We start from the raw sequence: 20,445 nt of genomic DNA, 5'->3' as shown, positions 1-20,445 counted from the left end.
TACTCGTGATTACTGAACCAGATACGATGCGGGTGTTGGAAGGGTGAGGCCCAGTGTACGGTCCACATACTCGCGTAATCACCTGAGGGTGAAAGATAATCCTCGTGTTCTTGATTCTGCTCCCGCAAGAGCGCGCCGCAGTGATCGCTGTCAGCACAATGCTGCTGCACGCTGAAAATATCATTCGAGTTCATTCACGAGGAGATAGACGTTGGGGATTCTGAATCGTCTTTTTGGTGGCCGCTTTCATCAACCGCCGCCCTCTGAACCGCCGTTGAGCGATGCCGCGATCATGCGCGAGCTGCATCCCTTTCGCGCCGAACTCAAGGCATTCACCCAGCGCCTTCTGGTACGTATGCCTGAAAAGGAACGGGCACGTCTTGTCAGGCGTGTGATGCGCTGTTATGGACAGGGCGAAGAGCCACCCGTTGCGTTGACCGACGGCGTGCTCGATATGGAAAAGGGGCAGTCCATTGAGCATCTGGCCCTGCTGGCCGTCGACTGGAAGGGACACGATGGGTTTGAATACCTCGCACCGCATTTGGTCACGGCCAGCGGGATTCGAGAGCCTTTTGCCTACCGGACAGACCCTACACTGACCCTCGAACAGGTACTTGGAAATTTCGATCTCTGGCTTACGGGCCATGGCAAACGCTATTTGCACATAAACACAGGAGGCGACGAACACGTGGGCTGTATCGTTGACGGCGATGAGGTCGACGACATGATCGGAATGGCACGAAAGGCCGGGATTGAAGCAGCGCTTAAGGCTTTTTGATGTCCACACAGAGAGCAGCAGGTGCTTGTGTTGGATAGCTTGATTCGCGCTGCTTCGCTTCTTGGCAAGCAAATGCGAGCGTCGGTTTTCGTCCAGAAGCAGAAGCTCGCCCGAGCCTCCTCCGCAACAATCGGGCGGTCGAATGAATGGAAGCCATAAAAACGGATATAAGATCTGCATGCAAATTGAGAGTCGATTCAGACTTATGTCTTCTATATCCACCGGTTTGGACAGAGTACGGCATGATGATAAGTGATTCAGATTTGGCCGAAATGGTTCCTTCCACGCTGACGGGTGTAACTGTCGGAATCGGCTCGCAGATCCTGCTTTTTGGTGATATAGCTAGCGTCTTAATTCAGTGCCCATTTACCAGTGATATCAATGGAATCTGCAAGTGGGGGCATGGTGAAGACGCTAATACAAGCCCTTTGCTTTTTGACTTTTTAAACATCGACGTGAAAACTTTTTCTATGGATGGTTTTGGGGTGTTAACCATCACTTTCAGTGCGAAAATGATCTTGAAAATTTTTCCTGAGAAAAATGGATTGGAGTCTTATGTTGTAAGTACGCGGCGCGATATATTTCCCATTTTGGCGTGGTAGCCAGAAAAACACGAAGGCTCTCAGTGGCGAATACGGCGCGAGCCCAGGCTTCGCTACTGATTCTGACGGCTACACTGTCGAGTCGGTTACAGCACTTGAAACAGGCAGATATCGGCTAGAAGAGGACGTTCTGACGTTCCTAGGAAAACCGACAAGGAGAAAGGGGCAATGGACTTCGTTATCGACTTGATAGCTCATCGCATTGGTGTTTTTGTGCTGGGTTTGCTGAGTGGCGGCCGCTTCAAGGGTGAGAGTGGTTTTGCCTGGGGCTGGGCAGTTGTCGTCGGTGGACTGATTTTGCTATCTCCATTCGTCGCATTCATAGCTGTGCTCATCTATTCCAGTGGCCCGTGAATCGATGTCTGTAATTGGGGCAGACGCTGCATTTCTAATCTTCCGACCCATCTCAATCACGGTCGCCCTGCGCATTATCAATACTGTCATTTCGTAAACAAGAACGGTTTTTCCGGCATACGTAGTGACATCGATTTTAAACACCGCCCAGCCTCGTTCATGATTTGACGCGTGGATAAATGATCGAACGACTTGAGCTGATAGCTTGAGCGTGTCTCCAGGCACCACTGGAGCAACCATCCTGAAGCTATCGATCTTCCCACCCGCCACGACATTTGTTTGAAGCAGCAAGGCTTCACACATCAACCGCTGCGAGATACCGAAGGTTTGCACTCCGCTGGCACAATGCACGCCAAGCGGACTCGAACGGGCGAGGTCAGGATCTATATGGATATCGAGAGGATCGTATTCTGCAGCAAAGGCAATGATCTCTTCCGATGTAATAGGTACGGATTGCCTAGCCGTCCAAATACTACCTTCGGGTTGGTTCCGGTATTTCGGGACCGGCAACAATCGACCCGAAGCTGACCTTCAGGTGGGTTAATTTTTGTCATCTCGTGAATGGCATCTTCAAGGACTTTGCGATCCGAGCTAAAATTTTTATGCATTTTTCAGAAACAACGAGCGGTGGTTCGTTAATCATGTAAAGCAGGTGTTCGAACGCTACTCCAGCCTCGTTGTGATCGACATAATCCAGAACGATTTCACCACCATTCTCTAAACCTGCCTGAGCTAATGCATGGCCTTCCGTTACAGGGCCGAGCTGTTCGTATGCAATGGACATCAGCGTCGAGACTTCCTCAAGTGCCTCAACGAAATCGGCCCTCAAGTCGTTGTCAAGGTGGGTCATAACAAACATTCCTTCGATTATGGTGACCTGCGTTCCGTTCCCGTCTGGTCAATTGTTGCCCAAGACTTGTTCTTTGCGCACGCGCTTGGACAGCTAAGGTCGACTGTCCGCTCTTGGGTCACGCTTTACCCATTTCCTCGTACGAAGCATCGACGAACGTGATGTGCTCCTCCCAAGCAGCTTCAGCTAGATCCCGGATAATTTCAGCGAGCGTCTCAACATCCACTCCTGAGCTTCGATGCAGGCCAAGCGTCCGGGCGACCAGTCGATGACGGAACACTGTGGATACTTCCCTAGCACTGCGGACAGCGCTTCCTGAGGCGGCTCTTTGTGGGTATACATGAAGTCAAAGTACGGGGCACTGGCATTCTGAAGCGGGTGCACCAGAGCCCAAGCATTTGATGGGCCGGGAAAGCAAATGTGGACGTTACGATGCGCCCATTCCGGCCCACCGTGTTTGATGTGGCGAAGAACTTCGATGATCGAATGACAATCGGCTATTCGGATCATGCGATCAGGGTCAAACGTCCAGCCAGGTCCAGGCTGGGTTGTTGCGTTACTGGTCAGTGGTGCAGTCATTCTTGTTTTTCTCTTCATCGCATACCTTAGGTTCGAACGTCTGCTCTCGGCCGAAAGCCGGCGGGTCAGGGGTTGAGCAGCTCCTTGATGTGGGTGGCATGGACATCTTCTGTTCGCATGAAGCCGCAGCGCAGGTAAAACGCATCGCCTCGAGAAGTATCGGTGGAAAGGCGTCCAGTGCCCTTTGCTCATGCCGGCCCGACCGTTTTTTTCAAGCGTAGGGATTCTCTTGTGGGGCAGCAATTTGGCCGATTCTGCCGCTAGTGACGGGCAGCAATCGGCCCAGAGTGTGTCAAAACGCGCTGATGCACTGTCGGCGCGCAGCGCTGACGGTTGTTAGCTGGAGTAATTGCTCACAACAAGTCCTGCGGATCATCACGAGGGTCTGGGAGCCCCTAGCGCCGCATCTACCTTGCTGGGTGGCCAAAATACAGACCTCTTCAGGCCGACAGCGCCTTCATTAAACCGCTGGTACCGAGAATTTTCATGACTCGTTTCAAGTTGTAGGCGAGGACGTTCAAGCTCATCTCCGCACTTACTCCGTTCAGCGTTCGTGTCAGGAAATGTGTAGCGCCCGTCCATTGTTTGAGTGTCCCGAAGGGATGCTCGACCGTACGCTTGCGGACTCGCATCATCTCCGGCGCGTTGCTCAGCCTGTTCTCCATTTCCTCCAATACGGCTTCATGCTCCCATCGCCGAACTCGCCGTTGCTTGCTAGGTGTGCACTCCGATTCAGCACGCATCCCTGGCAATTAGAACTCCAGTAACGGTGCAACTTCAGGCCTTTTTCAACGCTGGAAAAGCGCCAGATCAACGCCTCCCCAGCGGGACAAATGTATTCGTTTTTTACCGTGTCATAGATGAAGGCATCGTTATTGAAACGCCCGTCTGCCTTGGCTCCAGAGGTCATCGGCTTGGGCACATAGGCGGTGATGCCTGCATCGTGACAAGCTAGGATTTGTTCGCTTTTGAAGTAACCTCGGTCAGCCACTACCGACAACGTATCTGATGCCATCGCCTCGCGGGCCTGCTTGGCCATCGAGCTGAGTAGATCTCTCTGCCAATCCTGCCGGCACGGGCTCAATCCTCGCGATAGGGGTTGTCAATTTGCCCCGACCGTAGCGGAGGCTGCACGCGTTGATGTCTTCACGGTCCACGAACCAGTCTGGCGGAACGAACTGGCAGACGCATAGGTATCTTCCATGAACTGAAAATAAGTCATCTTCCCGTCACGAACCTTGGCGTGGACGGAAAACGGTGATGTAAACACCTTGCCGACCGCCACAGATCGGTAGGTGAACTTACCGAAAATTGCAACATCCTCGCCGGAGGCAATTTTGGTAGAGATTGTGAAGTCTTCGATCTTCCAGTAGTCCGAGACTTGCATGAATAACGAACTAAAGGCATTTGGACCTTTATTTGTGCCGGTCCAAGGCAGGATTTCTTTAAGTTCCGGATTGTCGAAGTTGAGCGAAACATAGGTTGCGTCTGGAGCCGCCAGCCTCTGCGCTGCGGCTTCGACTTTATCGGGCGCAGTATTGGCCAGGAATTCCATGACAACTGAGAGTGAAGCAGCAGACTGCGCTTCGCTAATCGACTGTGCTGCCACAGGGTTAGCAGTCAAAATGCATGCGGCTAGCGTAGTTGCTGCAGATACCAACTTGGATTTGGACATGGTCATGCGCTTTCTCCATTTAACTATCGTTTGAATGCGTTGAGTCGAGCCCCGGCCAACATATGGTGGCGAGCGGATAAAAGAAAAATTGAGAATTAAAGGCAATTTACACCGGTATTATTCTATTTCTGATAGCTCATGTAGCACGAACTAGTTCAGCCTCCGACTTGGATTTTGAGGAGGTCTGCGCCCGCGTAAACTCCTTCCACAAGCTGGCGCTCGAAGCGCTCCTCGTCGCGTTGACGGAAATCAATTATCAAATCTTCAACAGCGAGGTCGGACGTACCCAGTGCCGCTAGCGCACGCTCGCCTAGCTTCACGGCGGACTCAAAGGTTTCGCGAATTTGATAATCCACATCGCGCCCTGCCAGAACGAGGCTGTGGCCGCGGTCGACCGAACGAACCATTAACTTGGCCATTGGAAAATGCTCGCGACAGAAATCGACTATTTTTAACGTCGCTTCGGTGTCATCAACGCAGACGCAAATGAGCTCAGTCCGGCTTGCGCCTGCGGCTTTCAAAATGTCGAGCCTGGTGCCGTCACCGTAATAGATCTTCATGCCATAGCGTTCAGCAGCATTAATGGCTTCGACACGATAATCAATCATCGTTAGGTGTACGCCCCGGATCATAAGGATCTGGGATACGACCTGCCCGAACCGGCCAAAACCGATGACCAAAGCATTACCGGTAGCGGCGGGAAAGTTCGTCGTTTGGCTCGCGGTGGCGGAGGGCTTCGTAAAACGGTTAGCAAGTCCGAACACCAAGGGCGTGAGCGCCAATGAGAAGGTAACTACTGCTATCAGGATCGCTGCAATGTCCGACGGGATGATGAGACTCGCGGCGGCGGCTGCGAAAAGTACGAAGGCGAATTCACCGCCCTGCGACAAGACGGAGCCTATCTTTAGGGCATCTCGCCAGTCCGACCCAGTCAATCGTGCCAGTCCGACTATCAGAACGGTCTTTACAATCATGAGCGTCAGTACTGCGCTCGCAATGACAGCTGTATTAGCGGTCACCAACCTAAGATCGATCCCCATGCCAACGGCTATAAAGAAGAGACCAAGAAGAAGCCCACGGAAAGGCTCGATGTTGGCTTCGAGTTCGTGTCGAAAGCGAGACTCCGCAAGCAAGACGCCAGCAAGGAACGCGCCCATTGCCATCGAGAGTCCCGCAATTTGCATTATTGCCGCGGCACCAAGGACCACTAGCAAGGCGGAGGCGGTCATGATCTCGCCCGACCCCGTTTTCGCCAGCATTTTGAATACTGGATTTAGGGCGTACTTGCCCACTACAACTACTGCCGCTACTGCGGCTACCATGGTGACGCCTGCGAGCCACTCGGACGTGACGCCAGCCTCGGCGGTTACAGGCGAGAGCACAGTGACTAAAGCGAGCAGTGGAACGATCGCCAGATCTTGCAAAAGTAGAATGGAAAACGCACGCTGCCCATAGGATGAAGCCAGTTCGTTGCGATCCTCCATTAGCGGAACCGCAAACGCCGTCGAAGACAAACCCATGCCCGCCCCAGCGATAAGAGCTGCCTGCCAGCTAAGGCCAGCGAGCATGGCGAGCCCGGCCAATACAGCACCACATAAAAGCACCTGGCACAGCCCAAGGCCGGCGATGTCTCGACGCATCGCCCATAACCGGCTGGGCTTCAGTTCGAGGCCGATTATGAAGAGGAGCAGCACGACACCTAATTCGGCCAGCGTCAACACGGAAGCGGGATCTTCGATCAGACCGAGTCCTGATGGCCCTACCGCTATACCGGCCGCCAGGTACCCAATTACGGCTCCCAGATTGAACAAGCGGGAGATCGGAACGGCGAGAACCGCCGCACCCAAGAAAACAAGCGGAGTAGCTAGGCTAAGACCGTGATGCGCGGCTTCCGATTCCATCATTGGTTTTCTCCTCGCCAAACTTAATTCAGGCCATTTGCGCGACAGTCGAAGGCGTCGACCTGTCTCGGCAAATTTCGTCATCCAGGCCCGCGTTGGGGTGGGCCCCAACGTGATGGAAAAAACGTGCCCAGATATCCTCGTCGCTAGGTAGCGGCGGCGGCTCGTGCCGCCGCTACTGTCCATCCGAGCGTAAGACCGTGCTTAGTTGGCGACCTCAGCGGCGGCCTTCTCCGGGTTGAAACCGTCATAGCTTTGGAAAACTTCCATGAAGCCCGGGACGGTTTCCTTACGAGCCCAATCGCGTTGGAATTCGCAGTACAACTGAACGCGGCTGGTCATCTTGCCGCCAGCTTGCTCAATGCGTCGGAGACCAGCCTCGTGGGCCGCGACCGAGGTACCGCCGACTGCGTCCACGGGGACGTATACCTCATAGCCTTCCAGCAGCGCGTCAAGCGCAGGGAACGCTAAGCACACTTCCGTCCACAGGGCGGTAACGATCAGTTTGCGGCGCCCGAGCGCTTTGACCGCCTGTTTGAATTCGACATCTTCCCAGGCATTAACTGTAGTGCGGTCGTAGGTCGGCAGGTGACCGAGGACGTCCTGCAATTGCTGGATCGGTGGCTTGTTAAGGCCGGACGAGACGTTCACCGTCGTATGAATGACCGGAACGCCATAGTTCATTGCAGCCTTTGCAAGGCTTGTGATGTTGAAGACCAGCTCTTCGCGCGGCATCGAGCGAATTGAGGAGACCTGAATCGGCTGATAATCAATTATAAGAAGAGCTGAGTTCTCGGGAGTGATGAGATGGTCGGTATGTGGGTTACGGATCGTTTCGCTTGTCATGGATGCTATCCTGGTTGGTTGAAATGGAAAAACAGCTCGTGCCGAATTTCTTCAGGCGAATTCGGTCCAGATCGACATACACATATCGAACGGCTTAAAGCATATTTGCTCTTTAATCGTCGGGCCGTGTTCGGGCCCGAGCGGCTAAGATGTCGCGATTAGGTAAAATGAGGCATCACACGGCGCCCACTGCTCGGCGTAGCCCCAGGCTCGACAGTGTGAGCCCCAGAGTCCAGAACAGTGGGCCCGCTAGGCCGGGCCACATTGGAACGTAGCCTGGAATTAGCACGTAAAAGATGAAGCCCAAGTCGACCACACTAATGACCACAAGGTTTATCCACCACCCGCGAATGTCGTTACGCCAATTCAGAAAGACTGCGACGATGAGCGCGATGATTGAAAGCCACAGAAGATTCCAAGCGTCCTGCAGTACGCGACCTCTTGGCATTCCTTCAGCCATCGACTGGCCTAGCTGGTAGACAGACCAAGCGGCATGGAGGTGAAGCAGCGCCCAAATAACGTAAGCCACAGCCCCAGCTTGGGCGAGTCGAGAGGCGACGCTCACGGCGACACTTGAATTTGGCATGACATTTCCCTTGAATGAGGCTTGCTTCTCTAGAGGCGACGCTGACTGCGCACTGACGAGCAACCGCTGAATCCTGGCTGTCGTATTTTTCTCCGCGGTCAGCCTCCCCAAAACTGCCGCCAAACTACGTCAGTTTTGGTTCTCGAGACACTACCATCGCGAGCACTCACTGTTCTCTCTTGGAGCACATACCTTATTCGGCGAAGGGCCCGGAAATGAGCTCGAACTGACAGCCGCCGGACTGCTCTTCAAGGGAGCCTCCCTTACGAGCTGCCGTCTGACCCCGCGGCACATGTCACCAGTTATCGGCATCCACACTTACTGTTAGCTTGATTAACGATCAACCGGCCTTCAGAATTCATAAATGGCCGACCGATTTGAAGATATGCGAGCGTTTGTTGCCGTCGTCTCTGCCGGCGGATTTGCTGCGGGCGCGGACCGCCTAGGAGTGGTCAAGTCAGCGGTAAGTCGTCGAGTTCGAGATCTCGAGGACAGACTTGGTGCGAGGCTTTTTGACCGAACGACTCGCCGAGTCGAGCTCACAGAAGCAGGACGTGAGTTCCATGATCGGGCCGTCGAGCTTTTGGCGGGACTCGAAGAAGCAGAGGAAGCGGCATCGAGCGCAAGTAAGGATTTGCGGGGGCGCATTCGCATTGCAGCCCCGGTCTCGTTCACCTCGCATTGCCTAGCCCCAGCAGTAGGTCGATTCCTGGAACGCCATCCTGCCGTCTCGCTCTCTATCGACACCGATGATCGGACGGTCGACCTCATACGCAATGGTTTCGATCTCGCCATCCGCATCGCGCATCTTCCAGACTCCTCGCTTGTGGCGCGGCGGCTCGTTACTGTCCGGCATGTTTGCGTCGCCAGTCCGGCGCTACTTGAGCGTCTCGGCACCCCACAACGGCCTGAAGAGCTTTCTCGCTTTCCAGGGGTAACCTACTCGAACGTCGAGGAAGCTCATTATTGGAAGTTCACCGGCGACGTTGTGCCTTCAGTTACCAGTCGGCTTGATTTCGCTAACGGCGATGCCATTCGGGAAGCGGCCGTCGCAGGCCTCGGTGTGGCGGTACTTCCCACCTTCATTGCCCACGAGGCGGTTCGGCGTGGAGAGCTTTCGGTCGTTCTCGCTCAGCATATGAGACCACCGATGGCAATGTATGCAGTGCATCCATCGAGGCGTAACCAAAGCGCGCGGGCTCGGGCATTCATCGACTTTCTCGTCGAGACGTTTGGAGGTGAGCCGTTTTGGGATCGAGGCCTGATTGGCACTAAAAACGCTGGTCAGACATTTAGATAGCCGCAGCGCCGTCAATGCGACGATCAAGATGGCCGTAGCGCTTCTTCACTCAGATTTAAGTAATAAAGAAACGGTTTCTCATAGTGGCACGACCAGATACGCATCAGTGATGGATATCTTCTCCCGATATCTGCTGTTGTTCCCACCCTCATCGGCACGCGCCGGTTTTTTTAAGGGAATATTCCAGCCATCCATTGATTCCCGTAGCCTAGACGCCTGAAATTATGCTCACGATCCAACGCGACGCGTGAGTCCTGAGCACGCTGAGCGCGAGCAAATGGTTTGCGCGGTGGCCGCGGCTACTTCAGTCTAAATTAACTCTTCATCGCGCATCGCTCGTTGGGCCCCGACATCTGCGAGCATTCGATCATGATGGGCCTTCACCGCGAGCCAGTCGGCCAAACCGCCTGGCCGCACGGTCGATGCCCAGCGAATCATCGGTACCGAACAAGCGTCGATATAGGTTCGGCTGTTTCCAACGATGCACGTTCACCCGAGGAGATGCGCTTCGAGTGAATCGAGACGCTTTCGCACAAGCATGGAACCAGCTGCTCGCACTTATGCGAGTGAGCTCTCATCGTTCGCTTTTTGTAGCGCTGGGGCATGAAAATGGGGAAAAAAGCGGGATGGACATCACCCGTGAGGAACGACGACCAGCGCCCTAGATGGGCCTGTGCGAGCGGCGTCTCGTCGTCAGCCAGTGCCATTAGGTGTGTGCCAAATACGCGAGGATTGCTGAGCATTGCGTCAGCAACGTGCCGTCACCGGCGTCCAAAGCTGGCACTTATCCGGCGGGATTAATCTTTTGGTACTCGCGGGAGCCGTAGTCCACACGAACAGCTCGATAAGGTTCCTTGAGCCATTCAAGCATCATGTGTACCGACAGCGAGCAAGCGCCGGGCGAATAATAGAGCGTTTTCATTGAAGATCTCTGGTTGGCCATAACGGCAGCCAACCTACTAAGCCGAGCTCGTCGCGTCGCCTGGGTTGATGCGAACACATGGTCCTCAGTAGGAGAACATTTCAGCCTGTATAGGGCCTACACCGAGGAATGCACATTAGCCTCCCGGATTCGACTAGGAAGCACCTGAGACTTTCAAAAGAGCCATCTACGGTGATGCTGAGGTGGGGTACTTCGCACCAGATTCACCTAGCCCAGAACTTGGTTTTAGGCAGATCCGAAGTCCACTTTTTTCCGATTGATGACTATCGTGAACGTCACGTTGGGTCGTTTTCTGTCCTTTGCCACAGGCAGAAATCGGCCAGAAGCGGTCATCCAGGTTGGGCGTCATCCGGGTTGATTTTGTCTTCGACGTCAAATCTGCCAACAATGCTGCTCCATCCGAAACACCAAGAATCTGATCAATTGCGGCTATTTTCCGAGTCGCACAGTCGAGTTGAAAGTCAGCATTGCTGTATGTAGCCTCCGCCTCATTGTGGAGTGCACAGGCCATATGGGCCGCAACACGGACGCTCATTGGAGCATCTACATCACTGCCCAGATAATCTGCAAGCAACGTCCTGATCTCTATCAGTGCAAGCGCGAGTAGCCTGGTTTGAGCAGTCTGCATAAAGGTATCCCGGGTATTACAACGAATTTGCGAACGGATTTCGCGAGATTACATAAACTTTCAGACTGTCAAAAGCGAAAGACCGTTTAGGGGTCGAAAGACGTCTTTCGCTAAAGACATCGGAACGTCGCTACGCCCCGTGCGGACCGGGTAGCAGCGTGGAGATGGGAATCGCCTGAGTCGTTGCGCGTTTGATAGGGCATCGTCATTCTGGAAGCGACGATTTTTGAGGAGATTGAAGTGGACATTGACCGTCTTTTAAAAAAGCGGCAACTGAACGTGCAAGAGCAAAATGCTCTTGTGGCCCCACAGACTCATGGTAACCGCCAAAGCTTGGTTGGCAAGAGGGATTCCCCTCGCCTTAAAAAACTATGGCGAGTCGAAAGGCATTAGATGGTCAGAAACCGTCGTAATCGACCTTGAAGTCGACTTTCTCGGAATGCCAAGCCTTTATGGTCTTTTGCTCACTCACACAGAGCGGTTCATAGAGTTTGAAATTGAAACCGATAGCGCTCATAGGTACGTGGAGTCGGTGATTCAATGGGAGGATGTTTCTGCTAATCAAGACTATGCGCCCCGCAAGCGTGGCACTGGAAAGGGCTTCGCAGCAATTGCTCTCCAGATGAGACGCGAAATTCTATGCGGCTTGTAGGTGAGAATCACAGAAGCTGAGATCCCATTGTTGATCTGAAGCCGCTTTGCGCCGACTGCTTCCAGCAACTGGTGTCGGCTTTGGGTCGATTGCACCCTTTCGTACAGGCAGCATTTAGACGGCTGGTCATCGGCTTGGTCGCCTACACCTTTGCACCCATTCGAGCGACACACCATCCTGGCTCCGTTGCTTGAGAGACGATATCTCGCCCTGATCTGACACCATTATCTCTATAACTTGGATCGAACTAGTGACTTGCTGGATGCTTACATCTCACTGACTATCTGAGTAAGGCGATTGAGTCTGTTAACTCAATAATCGAATGAGATCGGGCAGTTACTACTGCCCGATACGTGCAGGACATGTTGCCGCACGCCTACAGGTTTGAGGCGTCAGGCGTTTGCGGTTCATCGCCAAGCATTCGGTTAAGACCCATTAGCCAGGTAAACGTCTGCAAGACTCAATTCTACCGACACATTGCGCCCTCGCAACGCAGCGAATTGAAATCATAGACTGCGGAATGGCCCGGTTGGCCGCTCGGTAGGGGGACGCCCTTGGGTACGTAAAACGTGACCGCGTTGCCGCCGTACAATCCGGCCGGGAAGGTGAAGGCTTTCAATATCACGTAGACCTTGTAAACGCTCGGCGACGGGCGTGTAGCAACTGCTCCGGCTACGGGAGGAACATCGCGCCTGGGGCTACTCGCTACCTTGGCATCAATCCAAGCCTGAGCATCAGCACTTGTGGCAGCCCGTAGCGAGCCGTTTTTCACTGCTACGTCGATGCCCGCCTGGCCGGCCAACGGCGCCTGTTTATCGCGCAGGGACTCGGGGCTCACCGTTGAAGACGTGACGAGCCTCGCGTCCGCGCCTAACGGCAAACCAACCGAAATCTTGCCTGATGGGTCGCCGGGATAAACCATTGTCACGGGCTGACCGAACAATTTTCGGGATAAGGGATTCAGGTATTCGTTAGCTTCTGCGGTCACGTAGGAAGAACCGCATGCTCCTTTGTTGTCGTGGCTGCTGTTGAGAATGGGTATCTTGGAATCGAGTCCGGCCACTGCCTGGCGGTGATAGCCAGACACGTAGACAGCGACGATGTTAGTGCCCTGAGTCCAGCCGATATTCCACACCGTCGGCTCATAGGCGCCGAGTATTAACGCCACAGGTTTGTCAGGGCTGTTGACAGCAATGTCGAACTGGGTGGCCTGATGGCCGCTCTGGTCAATCTGAAAGGGCACCTCACGCCCGGAATAGCCGCCCGCCGCATAGACTGTTAGTCCTGCTGGGGCCTTGAAGCTTTCAAAGCCGCAGCTCGGCTGAGCACTTGCCTGAACAGCCGTTGGTGCGGTGTCGAACTTGAACGACTTCAAATCGTCTGCGTAGACAGCGATCGTGGCACTCATCAATGCCGCAGCAATCCCTACTCTCATATCCTTTCCTTCAGCGAGTGAAAATCCCGCTCACAGTACCCTTGTGAAGACGTAAAACACCATCTGGTCAGCGGAATCGGAGAGTTTTTTTGAGTCACGCGCGGAAGCAGGCCTACATGTTAATTTGGGCCTGGCCGTTCTGGGTGAATCTGTAATGCAGCCCTCACGGCAGGCGGAAAAACGTATATCCGCTCCTGGCCGATTGTAGCCCTTCACGATGGGCCGAAAATCGTTGAGAAACGGCGACAGAGAAACGGGAGCGAAACGAGGACAGACCACGATTATGAGACAGTACGATGACAGGTGAGCCCAAATCGTGATCTGTTCCTGGTTTCCTTCCAGGAGATAAATCCCTTTTTTGTCATCGCTGATCCTCAAAGGAAATATATGACAACCGAACTGCATACCGGGGCGCACGCCGGCTACAGCACTCTCGACTGGAACGATGGATACGACGTTAACCTGGGCGACCTCATCCGCGAGCTTCCTCAGCTCGTACGTGGGCGTTATGTCGCAATTGCTGCATCGGACAGCGGACCCTATTACCTTAGCGCCGTTGAGATCGCTAGCGGGTGGCAACGTGTAGGTGACCTGGCGATCAGTCCTATCATTAGGGATATCACCCAGTTGCCCACGCCGGGCTTTGATGAGTGGTATGTTTTTGAGCGCTTGCCTGATCGGGCGAGGCTCTCCAAATTCAGCAGCGCTATAGCATTTCAACCGTTCGGAGAGAGCGATAAGGTCGACGAGTTCTGGGCACAAATTGAGAATTTACAACCAGTGCATGCTCTGCTTGGCGCCTGTCGCCTCTTACTGATAACTCAAGACGCAGCAATACATGAGGGCGTACTTACACTCTATTCAACCTAAGGGTTGAGGTGTTGTCTGGGGAGGTACGCGACGCCGAGACCTGCGGCCGCGGCAGCCAGGATGGAAATCGCGCAGGCGTGCCCGACTATTTCAAGACCCAGCGCGCGAGCGCTCAACTGTTCAGCACGCAATCTCATTTATCAGGGAGCCCATGCCATGATCGATCTAAGCACTTGGAACCTGACCATCCCGGTCGGCACGCCTGCTCGAGTCATCGAGACGCCGCGCCTGTGGACGGTTACTCGGATGCGTATTTCCGCTCCGGCAATACGCTGTTTTTCTGCGCGCCGGTGACGGGCGGGACTACCTCCAAATCCGAGTTTCCACGTAGCGAACTTCGCGAGACGTACAAGGACGGGGAACTGCGCAATTGGACGTACCCGGAAGCGGATCACCGGATGACGGCCAGCCTGTCCGTCAACCAGGTGCCGTCGGAAGGCAGGGTGGTGATCGGGCAGATTCATACCTACCAGGGCAAGGGCCCGCTGTTGAAGGTCGAGTATGTCTACGACAGGGCCAGGAAGACCGGTAGCGTGATTGCCAACTATCGCCTCAAGCCGGGCAGTACGGACACCAAGGTGGTGATTGTCGAGAATGTCGAGTTGAACAAGCGGTTCACCTACGAGGTTCGTTTGAGCTCGGCGGGCTACCTGCACGTGATATGCCGCATCCCAGTTGAACGGCGCGCTCAGGAGCGGCTGTTTTACTCGTTCAACCTTGAAGATCACATCCCAGCCAATCACCTTCTGCGCAGCATTGATCAGTGCCTCGATCTGAGCGACTTGCGCCATTACCTCGCCGACTTTTACAGCCCGATTGGGCGTCCGTCGATTGATCCCGAACTGATGATTCGCATGCTGATCGTGGGTTATTGCTACGGCATTCGCTCAGAGCGGCGGTTGTGCGAAGAGGCCCATTTGAACCTGGCGTATCGCTGGTTCTGCCGGTTGAGTCTTGAAGATGAAGTCCCTAATCACTCAACCTTTTCCAAGAATCGACACGGACGAAGATTGCTACCGTTCGGCCAAGTATCCTCAAGATTGCCAAAGCTATGTAGATGATCTACCCATATACCGGTGGACAGCAGGGGTCCTATGGTTTTTTATGGGGCGATGTTTTGCCAGGACGGATACCGTCACGGGACTAACTACCGAGACGTCGGCCCGTCAGTAAACACCTTCTGCGAGATCGAGTAGCTTGTTCAATGGGGCGGTTTTTACGCTCTGCATGACATCGAAGCTGTCCATGATCCCGCCACCCAGCAATTTGAGCAGGTGCTCAAACAGCTTGTAGTGGTGGTGCTTCTGATCAAGGTTTTGCCAATCGCTAAGGGCGTCTTGGGGAAGTACGGCACTTGCTGATACAGATTGGGGGATGAAGAAGGGGCAGAACATGTCTGAGGTTACGTCAAAGCCATCAGCGCGCGCCGTACTGGCGAAATCCATGCTCATGAGGGAAGGGCGGTGCAGAAGCTGCACGGGCGCATGAAAAACGTCGCTGTCGACGAAGGCCTTAAGAGACCAGTTGTCCATGCTGCTGCTGAACTCGCCAGGTACTACGTAGATGTCGGGCCGGAACTGCCCCAGAAAACCTGTAGGATTCACCTGAAGCCGATCTTCCGGTTTTTCCGGGGGAAAAAATGAATCGCGGGCGACGCCGTTGCTCACGTCCACGATTACCACCTCGCCAGGAGCTGGCGTGTAGGCCAAAATCTCATCCAGACTGAGTTCCGGGCAACCAATGCGGAGTGCTTCCAGTCGATTTTTAATCGTTCTGCCGGCTCGAACAGATTGAGGATAATCCGCATAGATGTAAGTGCTCTTCAAGCGTAGGAACTTCGCGATGGCGGCGAGGTTTCTAGACACTGTGGTCTTGCCTACGCCGCCTTTCAAGTTGCTCACCGCAATGACTAAGCCGTCGCTGGGGAGCCGCACCCTGACATCATCCCGAGTCATCAGCCTTGAGCGTACCAACTCGGCGATCCACCCCATCAAGAAAGGGTCAACCGGCCTCGTTCCACTGAGCCAGCGACTGATCGTTTCGGGGCCGTGCGTTTGCCGTCTTCCCGAAGCCCGCTGACCTTCTCGGCCAACGCAACGCCGCTGAGATCGAGATATTTCATGGCTCGCTTGAGCAACACCGCATTCATCATGATTGATCCTTGGTCATTTTTATAATTTTAAGAAATGACCATAGATCAGCATTTCGGAAGCTGCCAGTCGGCTATGGCTCCGTCTGCGGATTTCAGGTACAAGAATGCCGGCGATGGGCAGAGGAGAGCGGCTGCGTGTTTAGAGCGGATTTGGGGAAGCTCGCTCCTCAGTCGCACGCGTATTCGGGTTGTCGGGACTGTACGGATTGTTCGTTGACGTCTAGAAACAGGCGGACTTCCGTTTTTATCCAATTGATGAAAATGTCTATTTTCCAATCATCCGTCTGCCCCATAGTGCTGATCAAGTAATAGGCCATCTCGGTGTGGGGTATGGCCGGTAGGACGGGGACGACATGCCCGGCCTCTATGGCGGGCCGTGCGTAGACGTCGCTGACCAGTGCCAGACCTTGACCTGCGGCAGCCGCGTCGATCATCAGATGCTCATCGGTAAAACTGCAACCGCGACGCGAGCGACTGTCTTCGATTCCATGGGTTTTGAGCCAAAGCTTCCAGGTTGAACGGCTCGCGTCCTGGAGTAAGGGATAGTGGAGGCAATCAACGGGCAGTTCTATTGTGCGGCCCTTTTTCAGGAGGGCGGGGTGGCCGATCGGCAGGATTTTTGGCGTCCACAGTTTTTCACTGTGATGCCCAGGGTATACCCCCACTCCCTGTCGGATCGTGATGTTTATCCCATCGCGGCGCAAATCTGGCGGGTAGTGGGAGGTCGACAGATTGATTTCGATGTCGGGCCAGCATTGCTGAAACCGGCTGAGTCGCGGAATCAACCAGGAACTGGCGAATGACGCGGTGGTATTGATCGACAATCTGGCGGATCGGCTCCTGAACGATTCGAAGTCCTCCCAGACGGCTTCGATGTTGTTGAAAGAGACTGCCAATTGGTCCATCAGAATCTTTCCTGCGTTGGTCAGACTGATTTCCCGGTGAGAACGCTCAAACAGCTTGACGGACATTCGGTCTTCAAGGCTTTTTATCTGTTGGCTTATAGCGCCGGGCGTTACGCAGAGTGTGTCAGCCGTCTTTTTCATGCTGTTGTGTTTGCAAACCTCAACAAATATATAGAGCGATGATAATGGCATTGATCGGCTCATCGTTCAGTCCTTGTTGTAATATAGCCCCGGTGTAATTCGTGCTGCTAATCGGTAATGCCGTTATCTCGAGACATGACTTCTCCCTCCGCTTTTCGAACAAGGGATGGGCGAGGTGAATAAGATGGGAAAGGACGATTCTTGCGATCAGGAACTATTGAGTAAATGCAGCATTGATATCTCCTTTTTACACTGCGCATTGCTCTGTTATGGTGCGTCGGCAGCCCGGCAGCAATGATTATCCAATGCGAAACTTCATGATGGGTTCAGCAACGTCGGGTAGCGGTGTTCACCTACGCTAATCGCAAATTGATATCGGCCGCAAGCGCGCAGAAAAAAGTCAGTTGGGCTGGCTGTATGGCCAATACCGTCGTTTAGAATGTTTCGCTGAAGCGGTAGTTGTAATGGTTGACTGCTTTGCTCAGGCACTCGTCAAGAGCCTTCGAGATGCGCGAGGGGGTGTTTGAGGGAACATAGTGATTGTAATAGCTTGAACCTTCCAGCACCGGACCGAATATATAAATTCGTTCGCGCAAATGAGTGTGCACAAATTCCGGATGGTGGGCGCGGCTGAAGTCTCGATAAGCCATCACGGATAATGCGGTTGGATCACTGATGGCGCTTAGCAAGGTCCGCAACCCAAGGTGGCTCTCCTGGACACTGAGATTAGCCTTGATCAGATGATCGAAAATGAATGTCTGGCATTCGGGTTTTTGCAACGTGACTGTAAATCTATGCGTGCCCGGGTCGTAACAGTCGACGCTGCTATAACCCGGCAGAAGGCGGACAGTCCCACTTTGAATCAAGGCGACCAATTCCGCGTGCCGTTCTTTTTGCGGACCGGCGACGAGCCGATTTATGAGCGGGCAGTACTTCGTAAAGAAGGTGCGATGGGCCTCCTCGGTCAGGCCTTGGTGGTCGATGGCGTAACACAACTGATCACGCAGGTCGCGCCAGACCTCTAATGATTTTTTCAGCGGGCTGCGCCGGCAACCTTGGGCACTTTCGCGGACGTCCTCTTGGAGCTGAGTGACGAACCATTGCGGGTAAGTGCCCGTTGTGAGGTGGTCGGGCGGGTCGCATGCCAAGGCATCCTGGGGGCAGTAGGGCCCATATACGTTGGCCAGGTGATCGAGCGTAGCCGGCAACGTCCCGCTGGCCTCGGCCCGTTGAAGTTGGGCCCGGACTTGTTGGTAATGCTCTTGGTAGCGATACGCATCGCTTTCATCCTGAGCGGCGCTGGCACAGTAGTACGCGGCTGCCATCTCCTGATGAAGCAGCGGTAGCAGGTCTTTTTCGAAATCGATTTTTCCTTCCGGTACCCCACGCCTGATCTGTTCAATGACCGCATGCGTCATGACCAAGGGTTGGTGGCGAATGACCGCGTCGTCTACCTCTGGTCTGGTCCGATACGGCATGCCTGAGTTGCTATACAGGCTGATGTTCGGTTCCTGACCTGAGGGTTGGTACTTCAACCCCTTGGCGTCTGGCTCGAAAATCCCGCCGCGCCCCGTGGTCAGTGCTGCCACGACGTCCATCGCGGTCAGCCCAAGACCTTGGATTGCCACGGCAGAACCCCTGGAGATGTGCTCCACGGTAGCGGGGAGCGGGTAGGGCCTGATGATTGGCGCGGCGGGCGTCCCGTTGGCCAGCACCCCGTGTCCGGTACACAGGAGCAATGTGTCGTAGGCACCGTTCACGGCTGGCGAGGCGAGCAGCCTGAAACGTTCATCCGCCTCTTGCTCGATAGAGCGAATCAAACGACATGAAGTCTCGAAGCGCACGTTGATCGGGATATGTTCAAGCAGTTGTGTGAAGTACCACTGCAGGTACAAACCCAGGTACTTTCTTGGCAGGAAGGCGAAGCGGTCCTGTTCTCCGCGGATGGCTTGCGGGTGGAAACGGACGATCCACTCGAAGAGCGTGGGGCGGAACGCTTGGCGGGAGAACAGCGAAAAATCACCGTCCTCGAACAGCGAAAGCTGTCCGGCTACAGTGTTGAGGCGCAAGTAGCTTGCCTGGTCGCAGCGGTGAACGCCCTGGCCCGGGGCCTGGGCATCAAAGGCATGAACGATTACAGACATCGTGGGATGGCGCTTGGCCATGGAGAAAGTCTTGGCCAAGGCTAGCAGGCCTGTGGCGCCCATACCGATAATTGCTATGCGCATGGTTCAGCTCCAGCGAACGGTCGATTCAAAAAAATCAGTCACAGGCACGCTTTTTTGTTGTGCACGGGCGATGTCGAGGATTCTTTTGCCCAGTGCCACGTCGAGGACTCCCAAGCCAAAAGGGGAAAAAATTATCGGTCGCGATGGGTCTACGGTGTGCTCGCCGAGCAGCACTTGCGCGAGGGTGCAGTGGATGAAGTCACGGTGACCTACCTGTTGCTCCGTTACATGCAACGAAGTGTTGGCCTTGAGGCAGTGCTCGGTGTCGTCGGTGACGTTGAATGCACCGAGGATCTGGCTGGGAGCCAGGTCGCGGAGCGAAATGTTGAGCAGTACTGTCCCGGCCTTGAAAATGTAACGCTCATCGATATAAGGCTGTGCAGCATTGGTGGCGAGCACCACAACGTTGCTCTCCACGGTTTGCTCAAGATTGACGACAACACTGCAATCGAACCCAAGTGCCAGGGCATAGGCGCTGAAAGCCTGTGCGGAATCAGCATCGGTGTCGTGGATAAGCACTTTGTCGATGGACCATTGGTTGATCTGGAATTGCTCCAGGATGGTTCGTGAAATCACCCCGGCGCCGACGAACGCCAAGCTTGAAATCTCGCGGCGCTGCTCTAGCAGATATCGGGTTGCCAACACCGCCGAAGCGGCCGTTCGCACGGCACTGATGATCGAAGCTTCGAGCAACGCCATGGGGTAGCCGGTAGACAAGTCATTGAGAATCAACGTGGCTGAGGCACGCTGCAGATTGTGTTGCGTATTGCCTGGAAAACTGGCGATCCATTTTATTCCTGCGACATTGTCCTCACCGTCAACGCAGGCAGCCGGGAGGGCGATGATCCGGTTCGCGGGGTTGTCCTTGAACCGCAGGAAATAACTGTCCGGGTTTTCGGTACGTCCGCGATAGTGCTGCAAATAGGTGTCCCGGACCACGTCCAGAGCGAGAGTCGGAAATTGGCTGAGGATTTCGCGAACGGTGCTGCCGCGAACGATGTGCAGCTCGCGATTGTTCAC

At 54.4% G+C, this 20,445-nt stretch carries 18 protein-coding genes and 4 pseudogenes; 7 read left to right on the top strand and 15 right to left on the bottom strand.

Going from position 1 to position 20,445, the window contains the following annotated elements:
• Positions 1-211 precede the first annotated feature (211 nt).
• The 3 genes from J3P96_RS16620 (at position 212) to J3P96_RS16610 (ending at position 1,734) form a co-directional block, all read left to right on the top strand.
• Complete coding sequence (locus tag J3P96_RS16620; protein WP_434652439.1) at positions 212-778, top strand: DUF6630 family protein; 567 nt, start codon at positions 212-214, stop codon at positions 776-778.
• A 242-nt stretch (positions 779-1,020) separates the two neighbouring features.
• Positions 1,021-1,380 carry a hypothetical protein gene (locus tag J3P96_RS16615; protein ID WP_434652437.1) on the top strand — a complete coding sequence of 120 codons (360 nt, stop codon included), beginning with the start codon at positions 1,021-1,023 and terminating at the stop codon, positions 1,378-1,380.
• Between the two features lie 168 nt (positions 1,381-1,548).
• Complete coding sequence (locus tag J3P96_RS16610; protein WP_434652319.1) at positions 1,549-1,734, top strand: hypothetical protein; 186 nt, start codon at positions 1,549-1,551, stop codon at positions 1,732-1,734.
• Here the strand turns inward: J3P96_RS16610 and J3P96_RS16605 are convergent.
• From J3P96_RS16605 to J3P96_RS16575, 7 genes and pseudogenes are all read right to left on the bottom strand, one after another.
• Positions 1,681-2,244, bottom strand: a complete 564-nt coding sequence (locus J3P96_RS16605; protein ID WP_434652435.1) for a MaoC/PaaZ C-terminal domain-containing protein — start codon at positions 2,242-2,244, stop codon at positions 1,681-1,683. The genes J3P96_RS16610 and J3P96_RS16605 overlap by 54 nt on opposite strands.
• A gap of 40 nt (positions 2,245-2,284) precedes the next feature.
• The gene (locus J3P96_RS16600) at positions 2,285-2,584 is read right to left on the bottom strand and encodes a MafI family immunity protein (RefSeq protein ID WP_434652433.1); all 300 of its coding nucleotides are present in this window, start codon (positions 2,582-2,584) and stop codon (positions 2,285-2,287) included.
• A 186-nt stretch (positions 2,585-2,770) separates the two neighbouring features.
• Positions 2,771-3,163, bottom strand: a complete 393-nt coding sequence (locus tag J3P96_RS16595) for a hypothetical protein (RefSeq protein ID WP_434652431.1) — start codon at positions 3,161-3,163, stop codon at positions 2,771-2,773.
• 440 nt (positions 3,164-3,603) lie between these two features.
• A pseudogene (locus J3P96_RS16590) lies at positions 3,604-4,220 on the bottom strand (transposase); the annotation flags it as partial.
• A 45-nt stretch (positions 4,221-4,265) separates the two neighbouring features.
• Positions 4,266-4,844, bottom strand: coding sequence for a nuclear transport factor 2 family protein (locus J3P96_RS16585; RefSeq protein WP_434652429.1), 579 nt, complete (start codon positions 4,842-4,844; stop codon positions 4,266-4,268).
• 149 nt (positions 4,845-4,993) lie between these two features.
• The gene (locus J3P96_RS16580; protein WP_434652427.1) at positions 4,994-6,742 is read right to left on the bottom strand and encodes a monovalent cation:proton antiporter-2 (CPA2) family protein; all 1,749 of its coding nucleotides are present in this window, start codon (positions 6,740-6,742) and stop codon (positions 4,994-4,996) included.
• Positions 6,743-6,943: 201 nt separating this feature from the next.
• Entirely contained in the window at positions 6,944-7,585 is a 642-nt protein-coding gene (locus tag J3P96_RS16575; RefSeq protein ID WP_434652425.1) for a hydrolase, read from the bottom strand.
• 950 nt (positions 7,586-8,535) lie between these two features.
• Here J3P96_RS16575 and J3P96_RS16570 point away from each other — a divergent pair.
• On the top strand, positions 8,536-9,471 hold the full coding sequence (locus J3P96_RS16570; protein ID WP_434652423.1) for a LysR family transcriptional regulator: 936 nt from the start codon (positions 8,536-8,538) through the stop codon (positions 9,469-9,471).
• Positions 9,472-10,580: 1,109 nt separating this feature from the next.
• On the opposite strand, the gene J3P96_RS16565 is transcribed toward J3P96_RS16570, so the two are convergent.
• Positions 10,581-11,042: a hypothetical protein gene (locus J3P96_RS16565; protein ID WP_434652421.1), complete on the bottom strand. Its 462-nt coding sequence runs from the start codon at positions 11,040-11,042 to the stop codon at positions 10,581-10,583.
• Positions 11,043-12,160: 1,118 nt separating this feature from the next.
• Positions 12,161-13,129: a hypothetical protein gene (locus J3P96_RS16560; RefSeq protein WP_434652419.1), complete on the bottom strand. Its 969-nt coding sequence runs from the start codon at positions 13,127-13,129 to the stop codon at positions 12,161-12,163.
• Positions 13,130-13,432: 303 nt separating this feature from the next.
• On the opposite strand from J3P96_RS16560, the gene J3P96_RS16555 reads away from it, so the two are divergent.
• From J3P96_RS16555 to J3P96_RS16545, 3 genes and pseudogenes are all read left to right on the top strand, one after another.
• Entirely contained in the window at positions 13,433-13,999 is a 567-nt protein-coding gene (locus J3P96_RS16555; protein WP_434652417.1) for a hypothetical protein, read from the top strand.
• 8 nt (positions 14,000-14,007) lie between these two features.
• A pseudogene (locus tag J3P96_RS16550) lies at positions 14,008-14,598 on the top strand (polysaccharide lyase family 7 protein); the annotation flags it as partial.
• Between the two features lie 69 nt (positions 14,599-14,667).
• Positions 14,668-15,006: pseudogene (locus tag J3P96_RS16545) on the top strand (transposase); the annotation flags it as partial.
• A gap of 159 nt (positions 15,007-15,165) precedes the next feature.
• On the opposite strand, the gene J3P96_RS16540 reads toward J3P96_RS16545, so the two are convergent.
• The 6 genes and pseudogenes from J3P96_RS16540 to sbnB form a co-directional block, all read right to left on the bottom strand.
• Positions 15,166-15,993, bottom strand: coding sequence for a ParA family protein (locus tag J3P96_RS16540; protein WP_434652415.1), 828 nt, complete (start codon positions 15,991-15,993; stop codon positions 15,166-15,168).
• Complete coding sequence (locus J3P96_RS16535) at positions 15,990-16,151, bottom strand: hypothetical protein (RefSeq protein ID WP_434652413.1); 162 nt, start codon at positions 16,149-16,151, stop codon at positions 15,990-15,992. The genes J3P96_RS16540 and J3P96_RS16535 overlap by 4 nt, the downstream gene beginning before the upstream one ends.
• Before the next feature lie 167 nt (positions 16,152-16,318).
• Positions 16,319-17,122 (bottom strand): LysR substrate-binding domain-containing protein, encoded by an 804-nt coding sequence (locus J3P96_RS16530; protein WP_434658218.1) that lies wholly within the window; start codon positions 17,120-17,122, stop codon positions 16,319-16,321.
• Positions 17,123-17,197 (bottom strand): annotated as a pseudogene (locus tag J3P96_RS16525) (hypothetical protein); the annotation flags it as partial.
• 434 nt (positions 17,198-17,631) lie between these two features.
• Positions 17,632-19,425: an FAD/NAD(P)-binding protein gene (locus tag J3P96_RS16520; RefSeq protein WP_434652411.1), complete on the bottom strand. Its 1,794-nt coding sequence runs from the start codon at positions 19,423-19,425 to the stop codon at positions 17,632-17,634.
• A 3-nt stretch (positions 19,426-19,428) separates the two neighbouring features.
• Entirely contained in the window at positions 19,429-20,445 is a 1,017-nt protein-coding gene (gene sbnB, locus J3P96_RS16515) for a 2,3-diaminopropionate biosynthesis protein SbnB (protein WP_434652409.1), read from the bottom strand.

Origin of the sequence: Pseudomonas sp. R3-56, assembly GCF_051132075.1 — a bacterium.
GTDB lineage: Bacteria > Pseudomonadota > Gammaproteobacteria > Pseudomonadales > Pseudomonadaceae > Aquipseudomonas.
Note: the sequence above shows the minus strand (reverse complement) of the source record. Positions and strands in the feature narration are given on the sequence as shown.

Excerpts from the sequence above, each read along its gene's own strand:
- J3P96_RS16615 (WP_434652437.1), top strand. The coding sequence starts at position 1,021 with ATGATGATAAGTGATTCAGATTTGGCCGAAATGGTTCCTTCCACGCTG.
- J3P96_RS16610 (WP_434652319.1), top strand. The coding sequence starts at position 1,549 with ATGGACTTCGTTATCGACTTGATAGCTCATCGCATTGGTGTTTTTGTG.
- J3P96_RS16600 (WP_434652433.1), bottom strand. The coding sequence starts at position 2,584 with ATGACCCACCTTGACAACGACTTGAGGGCCGATTTCGTTGAGGCACTT.
- J3P96_RS16595 (WP_434652431.1), bottom strand. The coding sequence starts at position 3,163 with ATGACTGCACCACTGACCAGTAACGCAACAACCCAGCCTGGACCTGGC.
- J3P96_RS16585 (WP_434652429.1), bottom strand. The coding sequence starts at position 4,844 with ATGACCATGTCCAAATCCAAGTTGGTATCTGCAGCAACTACGCTAGCC.
- J3P96_RS16580 (WP_434652427.1), bottom strand. The coding sequence starts at position 6,742 with ATGATGGAATCGGAAGCCGCGCATCACGGTCTTAGCCTAGCTACTCCG.
- J3P96_RS16575 (WP_434652425.1), bottom strand. The coding sequence starts at position 7,585 with ATGACAAGCGAAACGATCCGTAACCCACATACCGACCATCTCATCACT.
- J3P96_RS16570 (WP_434652423.1), top strand. The coding sequence starts at position 8,536 with ATGGCCGACCGATTTGAAGATATGCGAGCGTTTGTTGCCGTCGTCTCT.
- J3P96_RS16565 (WP_434652421.1), bottom strand. The coding sequence starts at position 11,042 with ATGCAGACTGCTCAAACCAGGCTACTCGCGCTTGCACTGATAGAGATC.
- J3P96_RS16560 (WP_434652419.1), bottom strand. The coding sequence starts at position 13,129 with ATGAGAGTAGGGATTGCTGCGGCATTGATGAGTGCCACGATCGCTGTC.
- J3P96_RS16535 (WP_434652413.1), bottom strand. The coding sequence starts at position 16,151 with ATGATGAATGCGGTGTTGCTCAAGCGAGCCATGAAATATCTCGATCTC.
- J3P96_RS16530 (WP_434658218.1), bottom strand. The coding sequence starts at position 17,122 with ATGTCCGTCAAGCTGTTTGAGCGTTCTCACCGGGAAATCAGTCTGACC.
- J3P96_RS16520 (WP_434652411.1), bottom strand. The coding sequence starts at position 19,425 with ATGCGCATAGCAATTATCGGTATGGGCGCCACAGGCCTGCTAGCCTTG.